The sequence below is a fragment of the Streptomyces sp. NPDC014907 genome, assembly GCF_055562975.1.
On record NZ_JBVHEG010000003.1, the window covers coordinates 483,475 to 503,625 of the forward strand.

General features: G+C 72.3%; 18 protein-coding genes. 9 read left to right on the forward strand and 9 right to left on the reverse strand.

Annotation, left to right across the window (positions count from 1 at the left end; translation table 11 throughout):
* Positions 1-87 precede the first annotated feature (87 nt).
* Positions 88-1,518: an ATPase BagB gene (bagB, locus tag ACZ3IL_RS11385; protein ID WP_467389296.1), complete on the reverse strand. Its 1,431-nt coding sequence runs from the start codon at positions 1,516-1,518 to the stop codon at positions 88-90.
* A 113-nt stretch (positions 1,519-1,631) separates the two neighbouring features.
* Positions 1,632-2,594, reverse strand: a complete 963-nt coding sequence (bagA, locus tag ACZ3IL_RS11390; protein WP_467388954.1) for an ATPase BagA — start codon at positions 2,592-2,594, stop codon at positions 1,632-1,634.
* Between the two features lie 123 nt (positions 2,595-2,717).
* Here bagA and ACZ3IL_RS11395 point away from each other — a divergent pair, with 123 nt between their 5' ends.
* The 5 genes from ACZ3IL_RS11395 (at position 2,718) to ACZ3IL_RS11415 (ending at position 6,273) form a co-directional block, all read left to right on the forward strand.
* Positions 2,718-2,876: a DUF4177 domain-containing protein gene (locus ACZ3IL_RS11395; protein ID WP_106969341.1), complete on the forward strand. Its 159-nt coding sequence runs from the start codon at positions 2,718-2,720 to the stop codon at positions 2,874-2,876.
* Positions 2,873-3,343, forward strand: coding sequence for a RidA family protein (locus ACZ3IL_RS11400; protein ID WP_467388956.1), 471 nt, complete (start codon positions 2,873-2,875; stop codon positions 3,341-3,343). Before ACZ3IL_RS11395 ends, ACZ3IL_RS11400 begins: the two co-directional genes overlap by 4 nt.
* 84 nt (positions 3,344-3,427) lie before the next feature.
* Positions 3,428-4,312: an NUDIX hydrolase gene (locus tag ACZ3IL_RS11405; protein WP_467388958.1), complete on the forward strand. Its 885-nt coding sequence runs from the start codon at positions 3,428-3,430 to the stop codon at positions 4,310-4,312.
* Entirely contained in the window at positions 4,312-5,142 is an 831-nt protein-coding gene (locus tag ACZ3IL_RS11410; RefSeq protein ID WP_467388960.1) for an MBL fold metallo-hydrolase, read from the forward strand. Before ACZ3IL_RS11405 ends, ACZ3IL_RS11410 begins: the two co-directional genes overlap by 1 nt.
* A 246-nt stretch (positions 5,143-5,388) precedes the next feature.
* The gene (locus tag ACZ3IL_RS11415) at positions 5,389-6,273 is read left to right on the forward strand and encodes a prohibitin family protein (protein WP_467388962.1); all 885 of its coding nucleotides are present in this window, start codon (positions 5,389-5,391) and stop codon (positions 6,271-6,273) included.
* An 83-nt stretch (positions 6,274-6,356) separates the two neighbouring features.
* Here the strand turns inward: ACZ3IL_RS11415 and ACZ3IL_RS11420 are convergent, their stop codons facing one another.
* Positions 6,357-7,031, reverse strand: coding sequence for a Crp/Fnr family transcriptional regulator (locus ACZ3IL_RS11420; RefSeq protein WP_015034542.1), 675 nt, complete (start codon positions 7,029-7,031; stop codon positions 6,357-6,359).
* A 186-nt stretch (positions 7,032-7,217) separates the two neighbouring features.
* Between ACZ3IL_RS11420 and nth the strand changes: the two genes are divergently transcribed.
* The 3 genes from nth to ACZ3IL_RS11435 all read left to right on the forward strand — a co-directional run bounded on the left by nth (position 7,218) and on the right by ACZ3IL_RS11435 (position 10,477).
* Complete coding sequence (gene nth / locus ACZ3IL_RS11425) at positions 7,218-8,222, forward strand: endonuclease III (RefSeq protein ID WP_467388964.1); 1,005 nt, start codon at positions 7,218-7,220, stop codon at positions 8,220-8,222.
* Between the two features lie 227 nt (positions 8,223-8,449).
* Positions 8,450-9,199, forward strand: coding sequence for an NUDIX hydrolase (locus ACZ3IL_RS11430; RefSeq protein ID WP_467388966.1), 750 nt, complete (start codon positions 8,450-8,452; stop codon positions 9,197-9,199).
* 78 nt (positions 9,200-9,277) lie between these two features.
* Positions 9,278-10,477 carry a MarP family serine protease gene (locus tag ACZ3IL_RS11435; RefSeq protein ID WP_467388968.1) on the forward strand — a complete coding sequence of 400 codons (1,200 nt, stop codon included), beginning with the start codon at positions 9,278-9,280 and terminating at the stop codon, positions 10,475-10,477.
* Positions 10,478-10,560: 83 nt separating this feature from the next.
* Here the strand turns inward: ACZ3IL_RS11435 and ACZ3IL_RS11440 are convergent, their stop codons facing one another.
* The 6 genes from ACZ3IL_RS11440 to ACZ3IL_RS11465 all read right to left on the reverse strand — a co-directional run bounded on the left by ACZ3IL_RS11440 (position 10,561) and on the right by ACZ3IL_RS11465 (position 18,516).
* Positions 10,561-10,752, reverse strand: coding sequence for a hypothetical protein (locus ACZ3IL_RS11440; RefSeq protein WP_467388970.1), 192 nt, complete (start codon positions 10,750-10,752; stop codon positions 10,561-10,563).
* A gap of 121 nt (positions 10,753-10,873) precedes the next feature.
* Complete coding sequence (locus tag ACZ3IL_RS11445; protein WP_467388972.1) at positions 10,874-11,809, reverse strand: alpha/beta fold hydrolase; 936 nt, start codon at positions 11,807-11,809, stop codon at positions 10,874-10,876.
* A complete protein-coding gene (locus ACZ3IL_RS11450; protein WP_467388974.1) occupies positions 11,806-12,291 on the reverse strand; it encodes a phage holin family protein in 486 nt (161 codons plus the stop codon). Before ACZ3IL_RS11450 ends, ACZ3IL_RS11445 begins: the two co-directional genes overlap by 4 nt.
* A 36-nt stretch (positions 12,292-12,327) precedes the next feature.
* Positions 12,328-13,719 (reverse strand): Na+/H+ antiporter NhaA, encoded by a 1,392-nt coding sequence (nhaA, locus tag ACZ3IL_RS11455; RefSeq protein ID WP_467388976.1) that lies wholly within the window; start codon positions 13,717-13,719, stop codon positions 12,328-12,330.
* A gap of 245 nt (positions 13,720-13,964) precedes the next feature.
* Positions 13,965-15,920: an acetate--CoA ligase gene (acs, locus tag ACZ3IL_RS11460; protein WP_467388978.1), complete on the reverse strand. Its 1,956-nt coding sequence runs from the start codon at positions 15,918-15,920 to the stop codon at positions 13,965-13,967.
* Positions 15,921-16,149: 229 nt separating this feature from the next.
* A complete protein-coding gene (locus ACZ3IL_RS11465; protein ID WP_467388980.1) occupies positions 16,150-18,516 on the reverse strand; it encodes a SulP family inorganic anion transporter in 2,367 nt (788 codons plus the stop codon).
* A gap of 303 nt (positions 18,517-18,819) precedes the next feature.
* On the opposite strand from ACZ3IL_RS11465, the gene ACZ3IL_RS11470 reads away from it, so the two are divergent.
* On the forward strand, positions 18,820-20,139 hold the full coding sequence (locus ACZ3IL_RS11470) for a polysaccharide deacetylase family protein (protein WP_467388982.1): 1,320 nt from the start codon (positions 18,820-18,822) through the stop codon (positions 20,137-20,139).
* Positions 20,140-20,151: the final 12 nt, after the last annotated feature.

A 20,151-nucleotide genomic window follows, 5' to 3' on the forward strand; every position in this document is an offset into this window, starting at 1 on the left:
GCGGAAGGGCGCGCACGGGGACGGAGCCCCGGCGCGTGGGAGACGCGCAGAGGGCCGGTCGTCCCGACGTGCGAGAGGGTGATCCGCTCAGACCGGAGACGTTCGTCCGGCCGTGAGACGGTCACCGATGGCCCGCAGCCCGGCGAGGTCGTGCACATCGCCGGGCAGGGCGGCCACTTCGGCCACCGCCACTTCGGGGTGGCGTGCGGTGAAGCGGTCACGCGTGTGCTGTTCGCGGGTGAGCACCCGCATGCGCTCGGCGTGCAGGCGCAGAAGACCCGCGGTGAGACGGCGTACGTCCACGGCCGCGTCCACGCCGTCGTCGTCCGCGGGGGCCAGGTCTCCCGTGGTGGGGTGCGCCGGAACTTCGTCGGTCGCGACGTCGTGAGGCGCCTCGTTCGCTGTACCGGTGTCGTCGTGTACGTCGTCGTGCTGTGCGGCCGGGTCGGCTGTGGGGGCAGCCTCGAGTCCGGCGGGTCCGGCGGGTTCACCGGGTGTTGCGGTGGCGGCGGTGGCGAGTTCGGACGGCTCGGGGCCGGTGGCCGGGGAGCCGCCCAGGCGATTCTTCCCGTCCCCCTGATCCACCATGCTCCCCTCCTCAAGATTTTCCGCGGCGGCCCGCGCCCGCTCCGCCGAAAGGCCGGCGGCCGCGCTGCCGTGCACGCGGTTGAGGACGAGGCCGGCCAGCGGCATCCTCTCGGCGGCCAGCCGCTCCACGAAGTACGCCGCCTCGCGCAGCGCGTCCCGCTCCGGCGTCGCCACCACGAGGAAGGCCGTGCCCGGGGCCTGGAGCAGCTTGTACGTGGCGTCGGCACGGGTCCGGAAACCGCCGAACATCGTGTCCATCGCCGCCACGAACGTCTGCACGTCGCCCAGGAACTGACCCCCCAGCAGTTTCCCGAGCGTCCCCGTCATCATCGACATGCCGACGTTCAGGAACTTCATCCCGGCCCGGCCGCCCACCTTCGCCGGGGCCATGAGCAGCTTGATGAACCTCCCGTCGAGGAACGACCCGAGCCGCTTCGGCGCGTCCAGGAAGTCGAGCGCGGACCGGGACGGCGGGGTGTCGACGACGATCAGGTCCCAGTCGTCGCGCGCCCGGAGCTGCCCCAGCTTCTCCATCGCCATGTACTCCTGCGTGCCGGCGAACCCGGCCGACAGGGACTGGTAGAAGGGGTTCTCCAGGATCGCCCGGGCCCGCGCGGGGTCCGCGTGCGCCTCGACGATCTCGTCGAAGGTCCGCTTCATGTCCAGCATCATCGCGTGCAGCTCGCCGCCGTCGGACCCCTTGATGCCCTCCACCTTGCGGGGGGTGTTGTCGAGGGAGTCGATCCCCATCGACTGGGCGAGGCGACGGGCCGGGTCGATGGTGAGGACGACGACGCGCCGCCCGCGCTCCGCCGCCCGGACGCCGAGGGCAGCCGCCGTCGTCGTCTTGCCGACCCCGCCGGAGCCGCAGCAGACGATGATGCGGGTGCCCCGGTCGTCGAGCAGCGGGTCCAGCTCCAGGACGGGCACGGTGCCGCCCCCGCCCCCGCCGGTGACCGCACCGGGCCCGCCGGGGTCCGTACCGGGCCCGCCGGGGGCGGGGTTCGTGCCGAACCCGCCCGGGGCGGTCCTCTCCGTGTCCGTCACGCGCCCACCCCTTGCCTCCGCAGTTCCTTCGCCAGCCGGTAGAGACCCGCGACGTCCACCCCGCCCCCCAGATGGGGAAGCTCGTGCAGGGGCACGCCGACGCCCTCCAGGGCGGTGCGCTGGGTCCGTTCCAGCTCCACCCGCCGGGCGTGCTCGGCCGCCTGGTCGAGGAGCGGCTCGACCAGCGTCGCGGCGCCCGTGACGCCCACGGAGGCCAGGGTCTTCGCGACCGCCTCCCGGTGGTCGCCGGAGGCGGCCCGTACCGCCGCCTCGTCGAGGACGTGGGGCCGGACCATGTTGACCACGATCCGCCCCACCGGCAGCTCGGCCGCGCGGAGCTCCGCGATGCCGTCCGCCGTCTCCTGGACCGGCATCTCCTCCAGGAGGGTCACCAGGTGGACCGCCGTCTCGGGGGACTTGAGGACCCGCATGACGGCCTGTGCCTGGTTGTGTATCGGGCCGATCCTGGCCAGGCCGGCCACCTCGTCGTTGACGTTGAGGAAGCGGGTGACGCGGCCGGTGGGCGGCGCGTCCATGACCACGTGGTCGTAGACGGGACGGCCGTCCTTCTCGCGCCGCCGGACCGCCTCGCACGCCTTGCCGGTCAGCAGGACGTCCCGTACGCCCGGCGCTATCGTCGTCGCGAAGTCGATCGCGCCGAGCTTCTTCAGGGCCCGTCCCGCGCTGCCCAGTTTGTAGAACATCTGGAGGTAGTCGAGGAGCGCGCGCTCGGCGTCGATCGCCAGCGCGTACACCTCGCCGCCGCCCGGTGCGACGGCGATCTTCCGCTCCTCGTACGGAAGGGCCTCCGTCTCGAAGAGCTGTGCGATGCCCTGTCTGCCTTCGACCTCGACGAGGAGGGTCCGCTTCCCCTCCGTCGCGAGGGCGAGGGCGAGGGCGGCGGCGACCGTCGTCTTACCGGTACCACCCTTGCCACTGACGACCTGGAGCCTGCTCACGCTGTCGAGCCTAACCATTGGCGGCGGCGCCCAATCAGGAGGCCGCCCCGGAGAAGATCCCTAGGGGGGAGTTCGGGGACGGCCTCCGGGGACCCGTCCACCGGCAGCGGATACAGTCGGGCCATGACCAAGTGGGAGTACGTCACGGTGCCGCTTCTGGTGCACGCGACCAAGCAGATTCTGGACACCTGGGGCGAGGACGGCTGGGAGCTCGTCCAGGTCGTGCCCGGGCCGAACAACCCCGAGCAGCTCGTGGCCTACCTGAAGCGGCCCAAGTCGTGAGCGGGGCCGTCGAGGCGAAGCTCGCCGAGCTGGGCCTGACCCTGCCGGAGGTCGTGCCTCCGCTGGCCGTCTACCAGCCGGCCGTGCGGTCGGGCGCGTACGTCTACACCTCGGGCCAGCTCCCGATGGTGGGGGGCAAGCTTCCGGTGACCGGCAAGGTCGGCGCCGAGGTCACCGCCGAGGAGGCCAAGCAGCTCGCCGCCACCTGCGCGCTCAACGCCCTCGCGGCCGTGAAGTCCGTCGCCGGTGACCTCGACCGCGTCAAGCGCGTCGTGAAGGTCGTGGGCTTCGTCGCCTCCGCCGCCGACTTCACCGGGCAGCCCGGCGTCATCAACGGCGCCAGCGAACTGCTCGGCGCCGTCCTGGGCGAGAAGGGCGTGCACGCGCGCAGCGCCGTCGGCGTGACCGTGCTGCCGCTCGACGCCCCGGTCGAGGTCGAGGTGCAGGTGGAGCTGGTCGAGGACTGACCCCGGCCCGTACGCGCGCGGCCGGCCGGCCTCCCGGGGCGGTCGGCCCTCGTGCATTCGTGTCCTTGCGCATAGCATCCGGCCATGTCGAATGGTCAGTCGAAGCAGTCGAACGGTCAGTGGTACCCGCCGGAGTGGCCCGACCGCATCCGGGCCCTCGCCGCCGGTGAGCTGACCCCGGTGACGCCCCGGCGCGCCGCCACCGTCCTGCTCCTGCGGGACGCCGCCGCCGGACCCGACGTCCACATGCTGCGCCGCAGCACCTCGATGGCCTTCGCGGGAGGCGCGTACGCCTACCCCGGCGGCGGCGTCGACCCGCGCGACGAACAGCCGGTGCGGTGGGCCGGCCCGTCCCTGGAGACCTGGGCGGCCCGTCTCGGCCTCGACGACCCCGCGCAGGCCCAGGCCGTGGTCTGCGCCGCCGTGCGCGAGACGTACGAGGAGGCGGGCGTCCTGCTCGCCGGGGAGACCGGGGAAGGGATCGTCCGGGACACGACGGGCGAGGAGTGGGAGCGGGACCGGGAGGCGCTGGTCGCCCGGGACCTGTCCTTCGCCGACTTCCTCGACCGGCGCGGGCTCGTCCTGCGCTCGGACCTGCTCGGCGCGTGGGCCCGCTGGATCACGCCCGAGTTCGAGCGGCGCCGGTACGACACGTGGTTCTTCGTGGCCGCGCTCCCGGCCGGGCAGCGCACCCGGAACGCCTCCACCGAGGCGGACCGCACGGTCTGGATCCGCCCGGCGGAGGCCGCGGCCGGATACGACCGGGGCGAGCTGACGATGATGCCGCCGACGATCTCGACCCTGCGCGCCCTGGAGCCGTACGCCACGGTGGCGGAGGCGCTCGCGGCGGCGGAGACGCGGGACCTGGCCCCCGTGCTCGCGCGGGCGCGCCTGGAGGACGGGGGGCTGGTCCTGAGCTGGCCGGGGCACGAGGAGTTCACCAAGATCATTCCCGCCGGGGGTGCGTGATGAGCGACGCCGCCGCCCTGCCCGGGCAGCCGCGCGGACGCGTGACCTCCGGGCCCGCGACCGACCGCGCCGTGAACGTCCTGGCACCGAACCCGTCCGCGATGACCCTCGACGGCACCAACACCTGGCTGCTCTCCGAACCCGGCTCCGGGCTGGCCGTCGTCGTCGACCCCGGCCCGCTGGACGAGGGCCACCTGCGCCGCGTGGTCGAGACCGCCGGAGAGCTGGGCAAACGGATCGCGCTCGTCCTGCTGACCCACGGCCACCCCGACCACGCGGAGGGCGCCGGCCGTTTCGCCGAGCTGACCCGTGCGCCCGTACGGGCCCTCGACCCGGCCCTCCGCCTCGGCGACGAAGGACTCGGCGAGGGGGACGTGGTGACGGTCGGAGGGCTGGAGGTGCGGGTCGTCCCGACGCCCGGGCACACCGCGGACTCCCTCTCCTTCCACCTCCCCGCCGACCGGGCGGTCCTCACGGGGGACACGATCCTGGGGCGCGGGACGACGATGGTCGCGCATCCGGACGGGCGGCTCGGCGACTACCTGGATTCGCTGCGGCGGCTGCGCTCGCTGACCGTGGACGACGGGGTGCGCACGGTCCTGCCGGGCCACGGACCGGTCCTGGAGGACGCGCAGGGAGCCGTGGAGTTCTACCTCGCGCACCGGGCGAGCCGGCTCGCCCAGGTCGAGACGGCGGCCGAGAACGGCCTCCGCACGGCGCCCGAGGTCGTCGCCCACGTGTACGCGGACGTGGACCGCTCCCTGTGGCCGGCGGCCGAGCTGTCGGTACGGGCGCAGCTGGAGTACCTGCGGGAGCGCGGGTTGATCTAGACGGGAAGGTCGGGACGAGCCGGCTGCTCCCGGGCTCCCCCCTGGCTCGGACCGTCCGGCCGGGGGACCGGTGGGCCGGAGTGTCGGTGGACCGGTGGACCGGCGTGTCGGTGGGCCGGCGTGCCGGGCGGGCCGACGGCGTCACGATCCTGTCCCGAGACGGCCCCCGCCCCTACACCCGGTCCGGACCGTGTTCTACCTTTACGTTCCGCTTACTCATGGCCGTGGTTCTTGGGGGGAACGCCCGTGTTCGTCATCGCCGTCCTGCTGCTCGTCGCCGCAGTGGTGCTCTACTTCGTCGGCCGCTCCAACGAGTCGAAGGGCCTGAAGCTGGGCGCCCTCGGCGCCGTGGTCGCCGGCCTCCTCTCGCTGATCGCGAGCATGACGTACGTGATCAGCGCGTACGAGGTCGGCGTACCGGTCGCCTTCGGCAAGGTGGGCTCGCCCATGACGTCGGGCCTGCACCTGAAGTCGCCGTTCACCAGCGTCACCACCTTCTCCACCCGCCCCGTCGACCTGAACCTCTCCGACAAGGACGTGGTCGAGGTCCGCTCCTCCCAGGGCGGCGTCATGTACGCCGAGGTGACGGTCAAGTGGGCGGTCGTCCCGGCCAAGTCCGTCGAGCTCTACAAGCTCGCGGGCAGCGAGGACGCCATCCAGCAGCGGCTCGTCTTCCCGGACAGCCGCGAGATCGTCCGCAACGTCTTCGCCCGTTACACGAGCGAGCAGGGGTACGCCTCCGACCGCGAGAAGATCAACGCCGAGATAGCCACCCTGGTCAAGGAGCGGCTGGCGCCGCGCGGCATCGACGTGACCACGGTCAACCTGCGCAACGTGAAGCCCTCAGAGGCCCTCCAGGGCCAGATCGACCGCAAGATCCAGCAGCAGCAGGCCACCGAGCGGGCCACCGAGGCCTCCCGCACCGCCAAGGCGGAGGCCGACCGGCGCCGGATCGAGGCGGAGGGCATCGCCCGCGCCAACAAGATCCTCAACGACTCGCTGACCGACAAGGTCCTGATGAACCAGTGCATCGACGCCTTCAAGGAGGCCGCGGAGAAGAACCCGGTCTACACCGTGCCCTGCGCGAACGGCGGCTCGGCCCCGGTGATCGTGGACGGCACGAAGCGCTGACCCGCCCGTACGCGCACACGCACGCGGAAGGCCGCCCCCGTCGGTCGGGGGCGGCCTTCCGCGTGCGCGAGGGGGTACCGCGCCTACCGCGAGCGCTTCGCGAGGCGCTCCACGTCCAGCAGGATCACGGCACGGGCCTCCAGGCGCAGCCAGCCGCGCTGGGCGAAGTCCGCGAGCGCCTTGTTGACCGTCTCGCGGGAGGCGCCGACCAGCTGGGCCAGCTCCTCCTGGGTGAGGTCGTGGACGACGTGGATGCCCTCCTCCGACTGCACGCCGAAGCGGCGCGACAGGTCGAGGAGCGCGCGGGCGACACGGCCCGGCACGTCGGAGAAGACCAGGTCGGACATCTGGTCGTTGGTCTTGCGCAGCCGGCGGGCGACCGCGCGCAGCAGCGCGGTGGCCACCTCGGGGCGGGCGTTCAGCCAGGGCTGGAGATCGCCGTGGCCCAGGCCGAGCAGCTTGACCTCGGTCAGCGCGGTCGCGGTGGCGGTGCGCGGGCCCGGGTCGAAGAGGGACAGCTCGCCGATGAGCTCGCCGGGGCCGAGGACGGCCAGCATGTTCTCGCGGCCGTCGGGGGAGGTGCGGTGCAGCTTCACCTTGCCCTCGGTGACCACGTACAGGCGGTCGCCGGGGTCGCCCTCGTGGAAGAGGGCGTCGCCACGGGCGAGCGTCGCCTCACTCATCGAGGCGCGCAGCTCGGCAGCCTGCTCGTCATCGAGCGCCGCGAAGAGCGGGGCGCGCCGCAGAACGTCGTCCACGAGTTCTCTCCATACTGTCGACCTGCTCATGGGACCCGCATCCCATAATGCCGGACGCACAAAACAGTGCGATCAATCACAACAAGTTTGACGCACCGCGCCACCCCTCCGTACGTCGGGGACCCGATCGGGGGCTGATCGGCCGTGCCCGGGGCAGACGGCGGTGGCGGCCCCTAGGCTGGCCGCGTGTCCAACTCGCCGGTGAGAGCGCAGGCCAAGGGGGCTGGAAGAGTGACGGCCGAAAGTAATTCCGCTGTGGGCGAACAGGGTGTGTCGAAGCGGGCAAAAGCCGCGAAACGGAAATCCGCCGAGCCGTCGGGCGGGCGACCGGACGCGCCGTCGACCGCCCCGGCCCCGGCCGGACCGTCGGCCAAGTCTCCGGTGAAGCCCGCAACCAAGCCCGCCGCCAAGTCCTCGGCCAAGCCCGAGTCGCGGCTCGCGATGGTCCGCCGGGCGCGCCGCATCAACCGCGAGCTGGCCGAGGTCTATCCGTACGCCCACCCCGAGCTGGACTTCCGCAACCCCTTCGAACTGCTCGTCGCCACGGTCCTCTCGGCCCAGACCACCGATCTGCGGGTCAACCAGACCACCCCCGCCCTCTTCGCGAAGTACCCCACGCCGGAGGACCTGGCCGCCGCCGTCCCCGAGGAGGTGGAGGAGCTGATCCGGCCGACCGGTTTCTTCCGCGCCAAGACCAGGTCGATCATGGGGCTCTCCGCCGCCCTCCGGGACGACTTCGGAGGCGAGGTGCCCGGCCGCCTGGAGGACCTCGTCAAACTCCCCGGCGTCGGCCGCAAGACCGCCTTCGTCGTCCTCGGCAACGCCTTCGGGGTGCCCGGCATCACCGTCGACACCCATTTCATGCGTCTCGCCCGGCGCTGGAGGTGGACCACGTCCGACGACCCGGTGAAGATCGAGGCCGAGGTCGCCACGATCTTCCCGAAGGGCGAGTGGACCATGCTCTCGCACCGGGTGATCTTCCACGGCCGCCGCATCTGCCACGCCCGCAAGCCCGCGTGCGGCGCCTGCCCGATCACCCACCTCTGTCCGTCGTACGGGGAGGGCGAGACCGATCCCGAGAAGGCGAGGAAGCTGCTCAAGTACGAGAAGGGCGGTTTCCCGGGCCAGCGGCTCAACCCGCCGCCCGACTACCCGGGCCGTCCGGCGCCGCCCCTGGGCGCGAGCGGCTGAGCCCCCGTCCGGGCCGTTCGGCCTTGCCCCGGCCGGTCCCGCCCGACCGCCCGACCCCGCCTGGCCGCTCGAACGCCCGGCCCGCTCGAACGCCCGGTCCCGCCCGGCCGCCCGGTCCCACCCGTTCCGTATCGGCCGTCCGGTCCGTCAGGCCCCCGGTCCGTATCGGCCGGGGCGCCGGGAACGAACCCGTCCACCCACCGCGTTGTGAACCACTGGGGGTGCCTATGACGCGCACTGACGAAGAGGCCCATGAGCGACGGGCCCATGGGCAGGAGAGCCACGGCCGTACGGTCCCGGGGGCCGTGGCCGACGGCCTGATCAGCCGGGACGGCCTGCCGGCCTGGCTCGCCCCCGTCGACCGGGCCGCCCGTACGGTCCGGCCCGAGCAGCTGAGCCGTTTCCTGCCGCCCGCGAACGGGGACGGCCGCCAGTCCGCCGTGCTCGTCCTCTTCGGCGAGGGCGCGCGCGGCCCCGAACTGCTCCTCATGGAGCGCTCCGGCACCCTCCGTTCGCACGCGGGACAGCCCTCCTTCCCGGGGGGCGCCCTCGATCCCGAGGACGGCCCGCCGGCGGACGGCGGACTGCTGCGCGCCGCCCTGCGCGAGGCCCGCGAGGAGACCGGACTCGACCCCGACGGCGTTCAGCTCTTCGGCGTGCTGCCCCCGCTCTACATCCCGGTCAGCCACTTCGTCGTCACCCCCGTCCTCGGCTGGTGGCGGGACCCGAGCCCGGTCGGGGTCGTCGATCCCGCCGAGACCGCCCGCGTCTTCACCGTGCCCGTGGCGGACCTCACGGACCCCCGGAACCGCGTGACCTCCCTCCACCCGAGCGGCCACCGGGGCCCCGCGTTCCTGGTCGGGTCCACCCTGGTGTGGGGCTTCACGGCCGGGGTGATCGACCGGCTGCTCCACTTCGCCGGCTGGGAGCTGCCCTGGGACAGGTCCCGGCAGGTCCCGCTCGACCGGCGCTCATGACAGGCTGACTCCCGGCGGCCGGACCCCCGGCGGGCCGGACCCCCGGGCGACCGGAAAGAATCTGCGAGGCTATTGACGGTGAACGTGCTGGACATCCTGTTGCTGCTCGCCGCCGTGTGGTTCGCGATCATCGGTTACCGCCAGGGGTTCGTGGTCGGCATCCTCTCGGTGATCGGATTCCTCGGCGGCGGCCTCGTCGCCGTTCTGCTGCTCCCGGTCCTCTGGAACGAGCTGACCGACAACAGCGAGGTCTCCACCACGGCGACGGTCGTCTTCGTGATGGTGGTCATCGTCTGCGCCTCGGTCGGCCAGGCCTTCACCACCCACCTCGGCAACAAACTGCGCCGGCACATCACCTGGTCGCCCGCGCGCGCACTCGACGCCACCGGCGGCGCCCTGGTCAACGTCGTCGCGATGCTGCTCGTGGCCTGGCTGATCGGGTCGCTCATCGCCAACACCTCGCTGCCCACCGTGGCCAAGGAGGTGCGGAACTCCAGGGTCCTGCTCGGCATCGAACGGGTGATGCCGGACCAGTCGTCCGGCTGGTTCGCCGACTTCCGCTCCACCCTGGCCCGCAGCGGCTTCCCGCCGGTCTTCAGCCCCTTCGTCAACGAGCCGATCACCCCGGTGCTGCCGCCCGACCCGGCGCTCATGGACAGCCCCGTCGCCGCGCGCGCCCAGCGCTCCATCGTGAAGGTCGTCGGCACCGCACCGAGCTGCGGCAAGGTCCTCGAAGGCACCGGCTTCGTCTTCGCCGATCGCCGCGTCATGACCAACGCGCACGTCGTGGGCGGCGTCGACGAGCCGACCGTCCAGATAGGCGGGGAGGGCAGGCTCTACGACGCCAAGGTCGTCCTCTACGACTGGCAGCGCGACATCGCCGTCCTGGACGTGCCGGACCTCAAGGCCACCCCGCTCGCCTTCACCGACGGGGACGCCCGCAGCGGTGACGGCGCGATCGTCGCCGGATTCCCCGAGAACGGTTCGTACGACGTGCGCTCGGCGCGGGTGCGCGGCCGCATCAGCGCGGACGGCCCGGACATCTACAGCCGGGGCACGGTGAACAGGGACGTGTACTCGCTGTACGCGACGGTCCGTCAGGGCAACTCCGGCGGACCCCTCCTCACCGAGAAGGGTGAGGTGTACGGCGTGATCTTCGCCCGCTCCCGCGACGACGCGAACACGGGCTACGCCCTGACGGCCGACGAGATCCACGAGGACATCGAACTCGGCCGGACCGCCGCCCAGCAGGTCGACACCCAGGGCTGCGCCCTCTGACCTCTCCGTCCCTTCCGTCCGCCGGCGCCCCGGGAGAACCCGGGGCGCCGGTGCGGAAGCGTCACCCCGGCCCCCGCCGGAGGTCAGTCGCGGGAATGCCTCAGCCGGGCCGAGACCCAGCGGGCCCGGCGGCGCAGGATGCGCGAGATCCCCACCCCCTGCACGGCGTGCGCCCGGATCTCCTCCGGAGAACCACCTCTTCCGAGGGGCCCCGACCCGGCTGCCGAGCCGTGGTCGCGTGCTGTCGTGTCACCGTAGTCGTGCGTCCAGCCCATACCCGACGTGTGCCCGTGGCCCAAGGTCGGTAACCCCTCCGGGGCCCGCCAATTGGAGTATGCGCGGGGCACATGGCCGGCCGGGGCAACTCCGCGTGGGGCGGGGAGGGAAGACGGCGCGTCAGCGGTCGGGCTCGGGGTCCTTCAGCCAGTCGACGAGCTCCGTGGTGAAGGCCAACGGGTCCTCCTCGTGGGGGAAGTGCCCGAGGCCGTCGAAGAGCCGCCAGCGGTACGGCGCCTCCACGTACTCGCCCGAACCGGCCGCGCTGCGGGTCCGCATCACCGGGTCCAGCGAGCCGTGCAGATGGAGCGTCGGCACCCGCACCGGGCGCTTCATGCGCCGGTTGAACTGGACGCCGTCCGGACGGACGAGCGACCGCACCATCCAGCGGTACGGCTCGATCGAGCAGTGCGCCGTCGACGGGACGAGCATCGCCCGCCGGTACACGTCGATGTCCTCCTCGTCCACGTCCGGACGCGGTCCCGACCAGTCCTGGATCAGCCGGCCCACGAGCGCGGCGTCGTCCGCGACGAGCTGACGTTCCGGCAGCCACGGACGCTGGAAGCCCCAGACGTGCGAACCGGCCCGCGACTGGGCGACGTCGGAGAGCATCGCGGAGCGCCAGCGGCGCGGGTGCGGCATCGAGGAGACCACCAGCCGGCGCACCAGTTTGGGCCGCATCACGGCCGCCGTCCAGGCGAGGTAGCCGCCCAGGTCGTGGCCGACGAGGGCGGCGTCCGGCTCGCCCAGGGAGCGGACGACCCCGGTGATGTCGAGGGCCAGGTTGGCGGGGTCGTAACCGCGCGGCGTGCGGTCGCTGCCGCCCACTCCGCGCAGGTCCATCGCCACGGCCCGGAACCCCGCCTCGGCGAGGGCCGGCAGCTGGTGGCGCCAGGTCCACCAGAACTGCGGGAAGCCGTGCAGGAGCAGCACCAGCGGGCCGTCGCCCATCTCGGCGATGTGGAAGCGGGCGCCGTTGGCGGCCACGTCCCGATGGGTCCACGGCCCGTCGAGCCGTACGGGCCCGCCGGCGGTGCTGCTCTCGGGGAGGGTCATACCGAGGAGCGTCCCACAGCGGTGGCCTTGTCCAGGGCCTTGGGCTGCTCGGGACGCGGGTGGGGCTTGACGTTCTGGACGATCGCGGCCGTCCGCTTGGCCGACGCGATGGACTTCTCCGGCGGCTTGACCTTCTTGAACTTGGAGTACGCGAGGGCGCCGAGCAGGCCCGCGAGGAGGACGTTCGCGGCGAAGGAGAGCAGGAAGCACCAGACGAGGTTCCAGCCCCCGTGGCCGTTGTGCCCGCCGGTCCAGGTGTTGATGGCGTAGGCGAGGGCGAAGCTCAGCATCGGCAGCGAGAACAGCAGGACCACGGCGGCCGAGATGCCCGCCGCGCTGCCGATCGCGCCGCGCTTGACGTCCTGCCTCAGTTCGGCCTTGGCCAGGGCGATCTCGTCGTGCACCAGTGCGGACATCTCGGCGGTCGCCGAGGCGACCAGCTGACCGAGGCTGGGCTCGGCCTTGTCGTACAGGTCGCTCATCGCTGCTCCCTCTGCTCGTCTACGGTCCGACTCAGATCATGCCGGACGGTCGGCCCCGTCGCTCGGTGCCCCCGCCACTTGGGCGCGCTGACGGTGTTCGGCGGCCTTCCTCTCGAGGATCTCGGCCATCCGCAGGTGGTACTCGGGGCTGTTCTCCTCGTAGATGTCCGGGATGCCGTCCTGGTCCTCGTCGCGGTCCTCCTCGGCGCAGAGGGCGGCGTACTTCCGCACCCGCAGTTTCAGCAGGACGGTGGCAAGGACGGCCGCGACGAACGAGCCGGCCAGGACGGAGGCCTTCACCTCGTCGGTGAGGACCGGGTCCCCGGTGAAGGCGAGTTCGCCGATGAGGAGGGAGACGGTGAAGCCGATCCCGGCGAGGGTGGCGAGGGCGAAGACGTCGGGCCAGTTCAGTTCGGGGTTGAGTTCGGCGCGGGTGAAGCGGGCGGCGAGCCAGGTTCCGCCGAAGATGCCGATCGCCTTGCCGAGGACGAGACCGAGGACGACGCCGAGGGTGACCGGCTGGGTGAAGACGTCCCCGAGCGACTTGCCGGAGACGCTGACGCCGGCGGAGAAGAGGGCGAACAGCGGCACCGCGACGCCGGCCGAGAACGGGCGGACGAGGTGCTCGACGCGCTCGCCGGGGGAGTGCTCCTCGCCCTCCCGGGTGGTGCAGCGCAGCATCAGGCCCATGGCCACGCCCGCGATGGTGGCGTGGATGCCGCTGTTGTACATCAGGCCCCAGATCACCAGGGCGAGCGGTACGTAGACGTACCAGCCGCGGACCCCCTTGCGGAGCAGCAGCCAGAAGACGGCGAGGCCGGCGAGGGCGCCGCCGAGCGCGGCGAAGTTCAGGTCGCCGGTGAAGAAGACCGCGATGATCAGGATCGCGAAGAGGTCGTCGACGACGGCGAGGGTGAGCAGGAAGGCGCGGAGCGCGGACGGCAGTGAGGTGCCGATGACCGCGAGGACGGCGAGCGCGAACGCGATGTCGGTCGCGGTGGGGACGGCCCAGCCGTCGAGCGGGCCGTCGCCGAGGACGTTGACCAGGGTGTAGACCAGGGCGGGCGCGGCCATGCCGCAGAGGGCGGCGATGACGGGGAGCGCGGCGGCCCGGGGGTCGCGCAGTTCGCCCGCGACGAGTTCGCGCTTGAGTTCGACACCGGCGACGAAGAAGAAGACGGCGAGGAGGCCGTCGGCGGCCCAGTGCTGGACCGACAGGTCGAGGCCGAGGGCGGCGGGGCCGAGATGGAACTCCCGTACGGACTCGTAACTGCCGCTCAGCGGGGTGTTCGCCCAGATCAGGGCGGCGACGGCGGCGAGGAGCAGCAGCACGCCGCCGACGGTCTCGGTGCGCAGGGCGTCGGCGAGATGGCGACGCTCCGGCAGGGGCAGAAGCCCGAGGAGCTTGCGGTCGGTGGGGGCGGACATGTGGGAACCTCCGTCGGGCGGGCAGGGCGAAGCACATGCCGACCAGACTTCCCGGCGCACCTAGGTCCTTCTGTCGCGCCTTTGACGCGACTCACACCCTACCCAAGGAGGCGGTGGGGCATCCGGCGAGAAGCAGCCTATGCGGATTGTCCTGTTTCGTCTCTTCTGTACCTCCGGGAGCGTGAGCACACGGGAACGCCCGCCCCGGACCGGGACGGGCGTTCCTCACGTCGTACCGCCGGGGCTCAGTCCTCGCTGGAGGCGGCCGGCAGCTGGGTCTGGATGAGGGACATGACCGAGGAGTCGGTCAGCGTGGTGACGTCGCCCAGCTCCCGGTTCTCCGCCACGTCGCGCAGCAGACGGCGCATGATCTTGCCCGAGCGGGTCTTCGGGAGCTCCGCCACCGGCAGGATGCGCTTCGGCTTGGCGATCGGGCCGAGGGTCGCGCCGACGTGGTTGCGCAGCTCGTCGACGAGGCCGTCGTCCTGGTTCGCCGTGCCCCGCAGGATCACGAAGGCCACGATCGCCTGGCCGGTCGTCTCGTCGGCGGCGCCGACGACGGCCGCCTCGGCCACCGCCGGGTGGGAGACGAGGGCCGACTCGACCTCGGTGGTCGAGATGTTGTGGCCCGAGACGAGCATGACGTCGTCGACCCGGCCGAGGAGCCAGATGTCGCCGTCCTCGTCCTTCTTGGCGCCGTCGCCCGCGAAGTACTTGCCCTCGAAGCGGGACCAGTACGTGTCGACGTAACGCTGGTCGTCGCCCCAGATGGTGCGGAGCATCGACGGCCACGGCTCGGTGAGGACCAGGTAGCCGCCACCGCCGTTCGGCACCTCGTTGGCCTCGTCGTCCACGACGGTGGCGGAGATGCCCGGCAGCGGGCGCTGGGCGGAGCCCGGCTTGGCCTCGGTGACGCCCGGCAGCGGCGAGATCATCATCGCGCCGGTCTCGGTCTGCCACCAGGTGTCCACGACCGGGGTCCTGCCCGCGCCGATGTGCTCGCGGTACCAGACCCAGGCCTCGGGGTTGATCGGCTCGCCGACCGAGCCGAGGACGCGGAGGCTGGACAGGTCGAACTTCGCGGGGATGTCGTCGCCCCACTTCATGAACGTGCGGATCGCGGTGGGCGCCGTGTAGAGGATGGTGACGCCGTACTTCTGCACGATCTCCCAGAACCGGCCCTGGTGCGGAGTGTCCGGGGTGCCCTCGTACATGACCTGCGTCGCGCCGTTGGCCAGCGGGCCGTAGACGATGTACGAGTGGCCGGTGACCCAGCCGATGTCGGCGGTGCACCAGTAGACGTCGGTCTCCGGCTTGAGGTCGAAGACGGCGTGGTGGGTGTAGGCGGTCTGGGTGAGGTAGCCGCCGGAGGTGTGGAGGATGCCCTTCGGCTTCCCCGTGGTGCCCGAGGTGTAGAGGATGAAGAGCGGGTGCTCCGCCGGGAACGCCTCCGGGGTGTGCTCGGCGGACTGGCGGGTGACGATGTCGTCCCACCACACGTCGCGGCCCTCGGTGAAGGCGGTGTCCTGGCCCGTGCGGCGGACCACGAGGACGTGCTCGACCTGCGGGCACTTGGTGACGGCCTCGTCGATGGCCGGCTTGAGGGCGCTCGGCTTGCCGCGCCGGTAGCCGCCGTCGGCGGTGACGACCAGCTTGGCGTCGGCGTCCTGGATGCGGGAGGCCACCGCGTCGGACGAGAAGCCGCCGAAGACCACCGAGTGGGCGGCGCCGACGCGGGCGCAGGCCAGCATCGTGATGGCCGCCTCGGGGATCATCGGCAGGTAGACGGCGACCCGGTCGCCCTTGCGCACGCCCAGCTCGGTCAGGGCGTTGGCGGCCCTGGAGACCTCGTCCTTGAGCTCGGCGTAGGTGATCGCGCGGCTGTCGCCCGGCTCGCCCTCGAAGTGGATGGCGACCCGGTCGCCGTGGCCGGCCTCGACGTGCCGGTCGACGCAGTTGTACGCCACGTTCAGCTCGCCGTCCGCGAACCACTTGGCGAACGGCGGGTTCGACCAGTCGAGGGTCTCGGTCGGCGCGGTGGCCCAGGTCAGGCGCTTGGCCTGCTCGGCCCAGAAGCCCAGCCTGTCCGCCCCGGCCTGCTCGTACGCCTCCGCCGTCACATTGGCGTCCGCCGCCAGCTCGGCGGGCGGCGCGAAGCGGCGCTCCTCGCGAAGCAGATTGGCCAGGCTTTCGTTGCTCACGACATCTCCCTTTCCCAGGGCGTCCTCTGTGCGTATGTGTCCCGCGTCATAGCTCATCAGTCAGATGCCCGGGTGACAAGAGCAACCAGGAAATTGGTTTAGACCTATGAGTGAACCGGCGCGGGGCCCCTTCTTCCCGAGCGGCGGGGAGAAGGGGCCACACGTTCTCACGGCCGGCCGGAGCGGACGGTTCGGAACACGCGGGGCCCGGGTGCGGCGGGGCGGACGCTCAGGACGCGTGCGCCGCCTCCGGTTCGGCCGGCACGACCCGGGTGAAGACGTCGTCGTAACCCTGCGGCTCCGCCGTGCCGCCCAGCAGATACGCCTGGGCCTCGCCCACGTGGAAGTACATGCCGTGCAGCGTGAGGCTGCCGTCGGCGAGCCGGCGTGCCACCGACTCGTACGCCCGCAGGTGTTCCAGCTGCTGCACCACGTTGGTCAGACAGAGCTGTTCGACCGCGTCGGCCGGGAGGCGTCCCGCGATCCGGGCCCAGGCGTGGCGCCTGCTCGCCATCCGTTCCAGGCTGGGCCGGCCGTGCCGGAGCCAGCGGCGGAGCGGGGACGGCGCGTCGTCCGGACCGCCGTTCAGGAGGGCCTGCATCGCGCCGCACCCGGAGTGGCCGCAGACGGTGATCGACTCGACCCGCAGCACCTCGACCGCGTACTCGATGGCCGCCGCCACCGAGTCGTCCCCGCTCTCCTCGCCGGGGAGCGGGACGAGGTTGCCGACGTTGCGCACGGTGAAGAGGTCGCCGGGACCGCTCGCCGTGATCATGCTGGTGACCAGACGGGAGTCGGCGCAGGTCAGGAAGAGCTGTGAGGGACGCTGGCCCTCCCGGGCGAGCCGGGCGAGTTCGTCCCGCACGAGCGGGGCGGTGTTCCGCTGGAAGTTGCCGATCCCGCTCGCCAGCTTCAGTCCCGGTGCGGTCCGTGGCGCGGGCCGTTCGTCGTCGCGGCCGGTGGTCCCGTCCGCCTTCCCCGGCGGCTGCCCGCACTGGTGGTTGTGCCACGGGGTCCAGGGGCGGCAGCAGGGGTGCGGGACGGTGCCGGGAGAGGGGGCGGCGATCCGGGCGCCGGAGGAGCCGGTCGTCTCGACCGTGCCGCCGTGCGCGAGGTGCCCGGCCGTCCAGTCGCTCAGGGTCTCGTAGGCCGCGTGGTCCATGAAGGACCCGTCCAGCTCGACCACCACGTCGGAACCCGGCGGCAGCTGGTGCAGGGCCCGGCTCAGCCGGGGCACGGCGAGGAAGGTCAGCTGGCCCCGGACGCGCAGCAGGTGGTGCCCGTCCCGCTCCTCACGGGTGATCCGGGTGCGGGAGAGCCGGTGGAGGGCGACCGCGACGGCCACGGCGATGCCGAGGGCGACCCCTTCCAGGATGCCGACGAGGACGACCCCGGAGAGCGTCGCCGCGTAGACGACGACCTCGCGGTGGCGGGTGATCGTGCGGATGTGGGTGATGCTGACCATCTGGATGCCGACGACCATGACGAGCGCGGCGAGCGCGGGCAGCGGGATCAGGTCGAGCACGGGCACGAGCAGCAGGGCCGCGAGCATCACCCACAGGCCGTGCAGCATGGTGGAGGCGCGGCTCACCGCGCCCGCCGAGACGTTGGCGACGCTGCGGACCGCGACTCCGGCCACCGGCAGTCCGCCGAGCGCGCCGGAGACCACGTTGGCCGCGCCCTGGCCCGCGAGCTCCCGGTCGAGGGCGGTGCGCGGGATGCCCAGGCCGTGGTCGGGGCGGGCGGCGACGAGCTTGTCGACCGCGACGGCGGAGAGCAGCGACTGCACGCTGGTGACCAGGGTGATCGTGAGGACGCCGGCGGCGATGCCGAGAACCGGTCCCTCGGGCAGGCCGGGCAGGGCGTGACTGCTCCAGGACGGCAGGTCGACGCGGGGTACGGCGAGTCCGGCGAGCGTCGCCACGGCCGTCGCGCCCGCCACCGCGACGAGCGCGGCCGGAGCCTTCCGGGCGTGTCTTCCCGCCCGGCCCGGCAGCCGCGGCCAGCACAGGAGTACGGCCACGGTGAGCGCGCTGACGGCGAACGCGGCCGGCTGGACGCGCGCCAACTGGGCGGGCAGCCCGAGGGCGTTGTCGACGGCGGAACTCTGGGGGGTGCCGCCGAGCACGATGTGGAGCTGGGCCAGGGCGATGGTGACGCCGATGCCGCCGAGCATGCCGTGCACGATCGCGGGCGAGACGGCGAGAGCCGAACGGGCCACGCGCAGGACGGAGAGTCCGAGTTGGGCGAGGCCGGCGAGGACGGTGATGACGCAGGTGGTGCGCCAGCCGTAGAGCTGGATGAGTTCGGCGGTCACGACGGTGAGGCCGGCGGCGGGACCGCTCACCTGGAGCGGGGAGCCTCCGAGGCGGCCGGCGACGAGGCCGCCGACGGCGGCGGCGACGAGACCGGCCTGGAGCGGGGCTCCGGTGGCGAGTGCGATGCCGAGCGAGAGCGGCAGCGCGATCAGGAAGACGGCGATGGACGCGGACAGGTCGGCGCCCGCGACGCGGAAGCGACGCGGCCCGCCCGGGGGGCTGTGGGGCCGTTGGACGCGGGGCCTGGTGGTCGTGCGGTCAGGGGTGCAGAGGGTCATGTTCCCGTCTCCTCCGGGGCGGCGCGGTCGCGGCTCGTGCGCGACGGACGCGGGGGCTCGCGGCCGTGGGGTCACGGCGTACAGCGGCGGGATACCCGGCGAGGCCTCTCGAATGGAGGATCAACGCTCGGTAAATGAATCGTAATGGAGAGTAAAGATCGAGGTGGGACTATACGGGCAAACAGGGCAACTGTTCACCCGATCCGGTGGTAGGCGGCCATTCTTCAGCTTGTCGTTTCATCTCTCCGGCTGTCGCGGTGCGACGTTGGCGCCGCTCGCACGGAACCGAGGAGAGGTGGGCGGATGACAGCCGCCGGGAGAAGGACCACTGCCCAGAGGAGGGCGCTCGCCGCCGGCGCCCTCACCGTCGCCCTGATCACCGGTCTCGCCGGGTGCTCGGGCTCCGACGACGCCGCACGGGGCACGCCCGCCGGAGGTGCGGGCGCCAAGAAGGGCCAGGCCGCAGCCCCGCAGACGGCGCCCCGCCTGATCGGCGACGGATCGACCGCCTTCACCGGCGCCCAGCCCCGCCAGCCCGTGTGGCAGCGCCTCAAGCCGGGGGAGACCCCGCCGCAGTTCGTCGTCTTCTCGTGGGACGGCGCGGGCGAGGACAGCCAGAAGCTGTTCTCCCACTTCCGCGAGGTGGGCAAGAAGTACGACGCCACCATGACGTACTTCCTCAGCGGCGTGTACCTGCTGCCCGAGGAGAAGCGGAACCTCTACGACCCGCCCCAGCACAGCGCGGGCCGTTCTGATATTGGCTTCAACGACGTCGAGGGCATCCGCGCCACCGTCCGTGAACTCCGCGGGGCGTGGCAGGACGGCAACGAGATCGGCACCCACTTCAACGGGCACTTCTGCGGTGCCGACGGCGGCGTGGGCACCTGGTCCGTCGAGGAGTGGAAGAGCGAGATCAACCAGGCCAAGTCCTTCGTCAAGAGCTGGAAGACGAACGCGGGCCTGCGCACCGAGCAGCCGCTCCCCTTCGACTACGACAAGGAACTCGTCGGCGCCCGCACCCCCTGCCTGGAGGGGCGGAAGAACTTCGTCCGGGCGGCGGCGCAGATGGGCTTCCGCTACGACACCAGCGGCGTCAACGACCAGATCTGGCCCAAGAAGGACATGGGCCTCTGGGACCTGTCGCTGCAGCTCGTGCCCGTCCCGGGCCGCGCCTTCCAGACGCTGTCCATGGACTACAACTTCCTGGTCAACCAGTCGCCCGGCACCACCCAGGGCGATCCCTCCCAGCACCGTCACTGGGGGGACCAGATGCGGGACGGCCTGGTGCAGGCCTTCGAACGCTCCTACCGGGGCAACCGCGCGCCGCTGATCATCGGCAACCACTTCGAGTCCTGGAACGGCGGCACGTACATGCGGGCCGTCGAGGAGACGATCGCCAAGGTCTGCGTGCAGAAGGACGTCAAGTGCGTCTCCTTCCGCCAGCTCGCCGACTGGCTCGACGCCCAGGACCCCGACGTCATCGCCAAGATGCGGACCCTCAAGGTAGGCCAGGCCCCGGCGGCCGGCTGGAAGGACTTCCTCGCCCCCCAGCCGGCGAAGCCCGCGTCGCCCGCCGTCCCCGCGGGGGCTCCGGCGGGCACGGCCCCCCGGTCGGCGGGCTGACCGGGGCCGGCC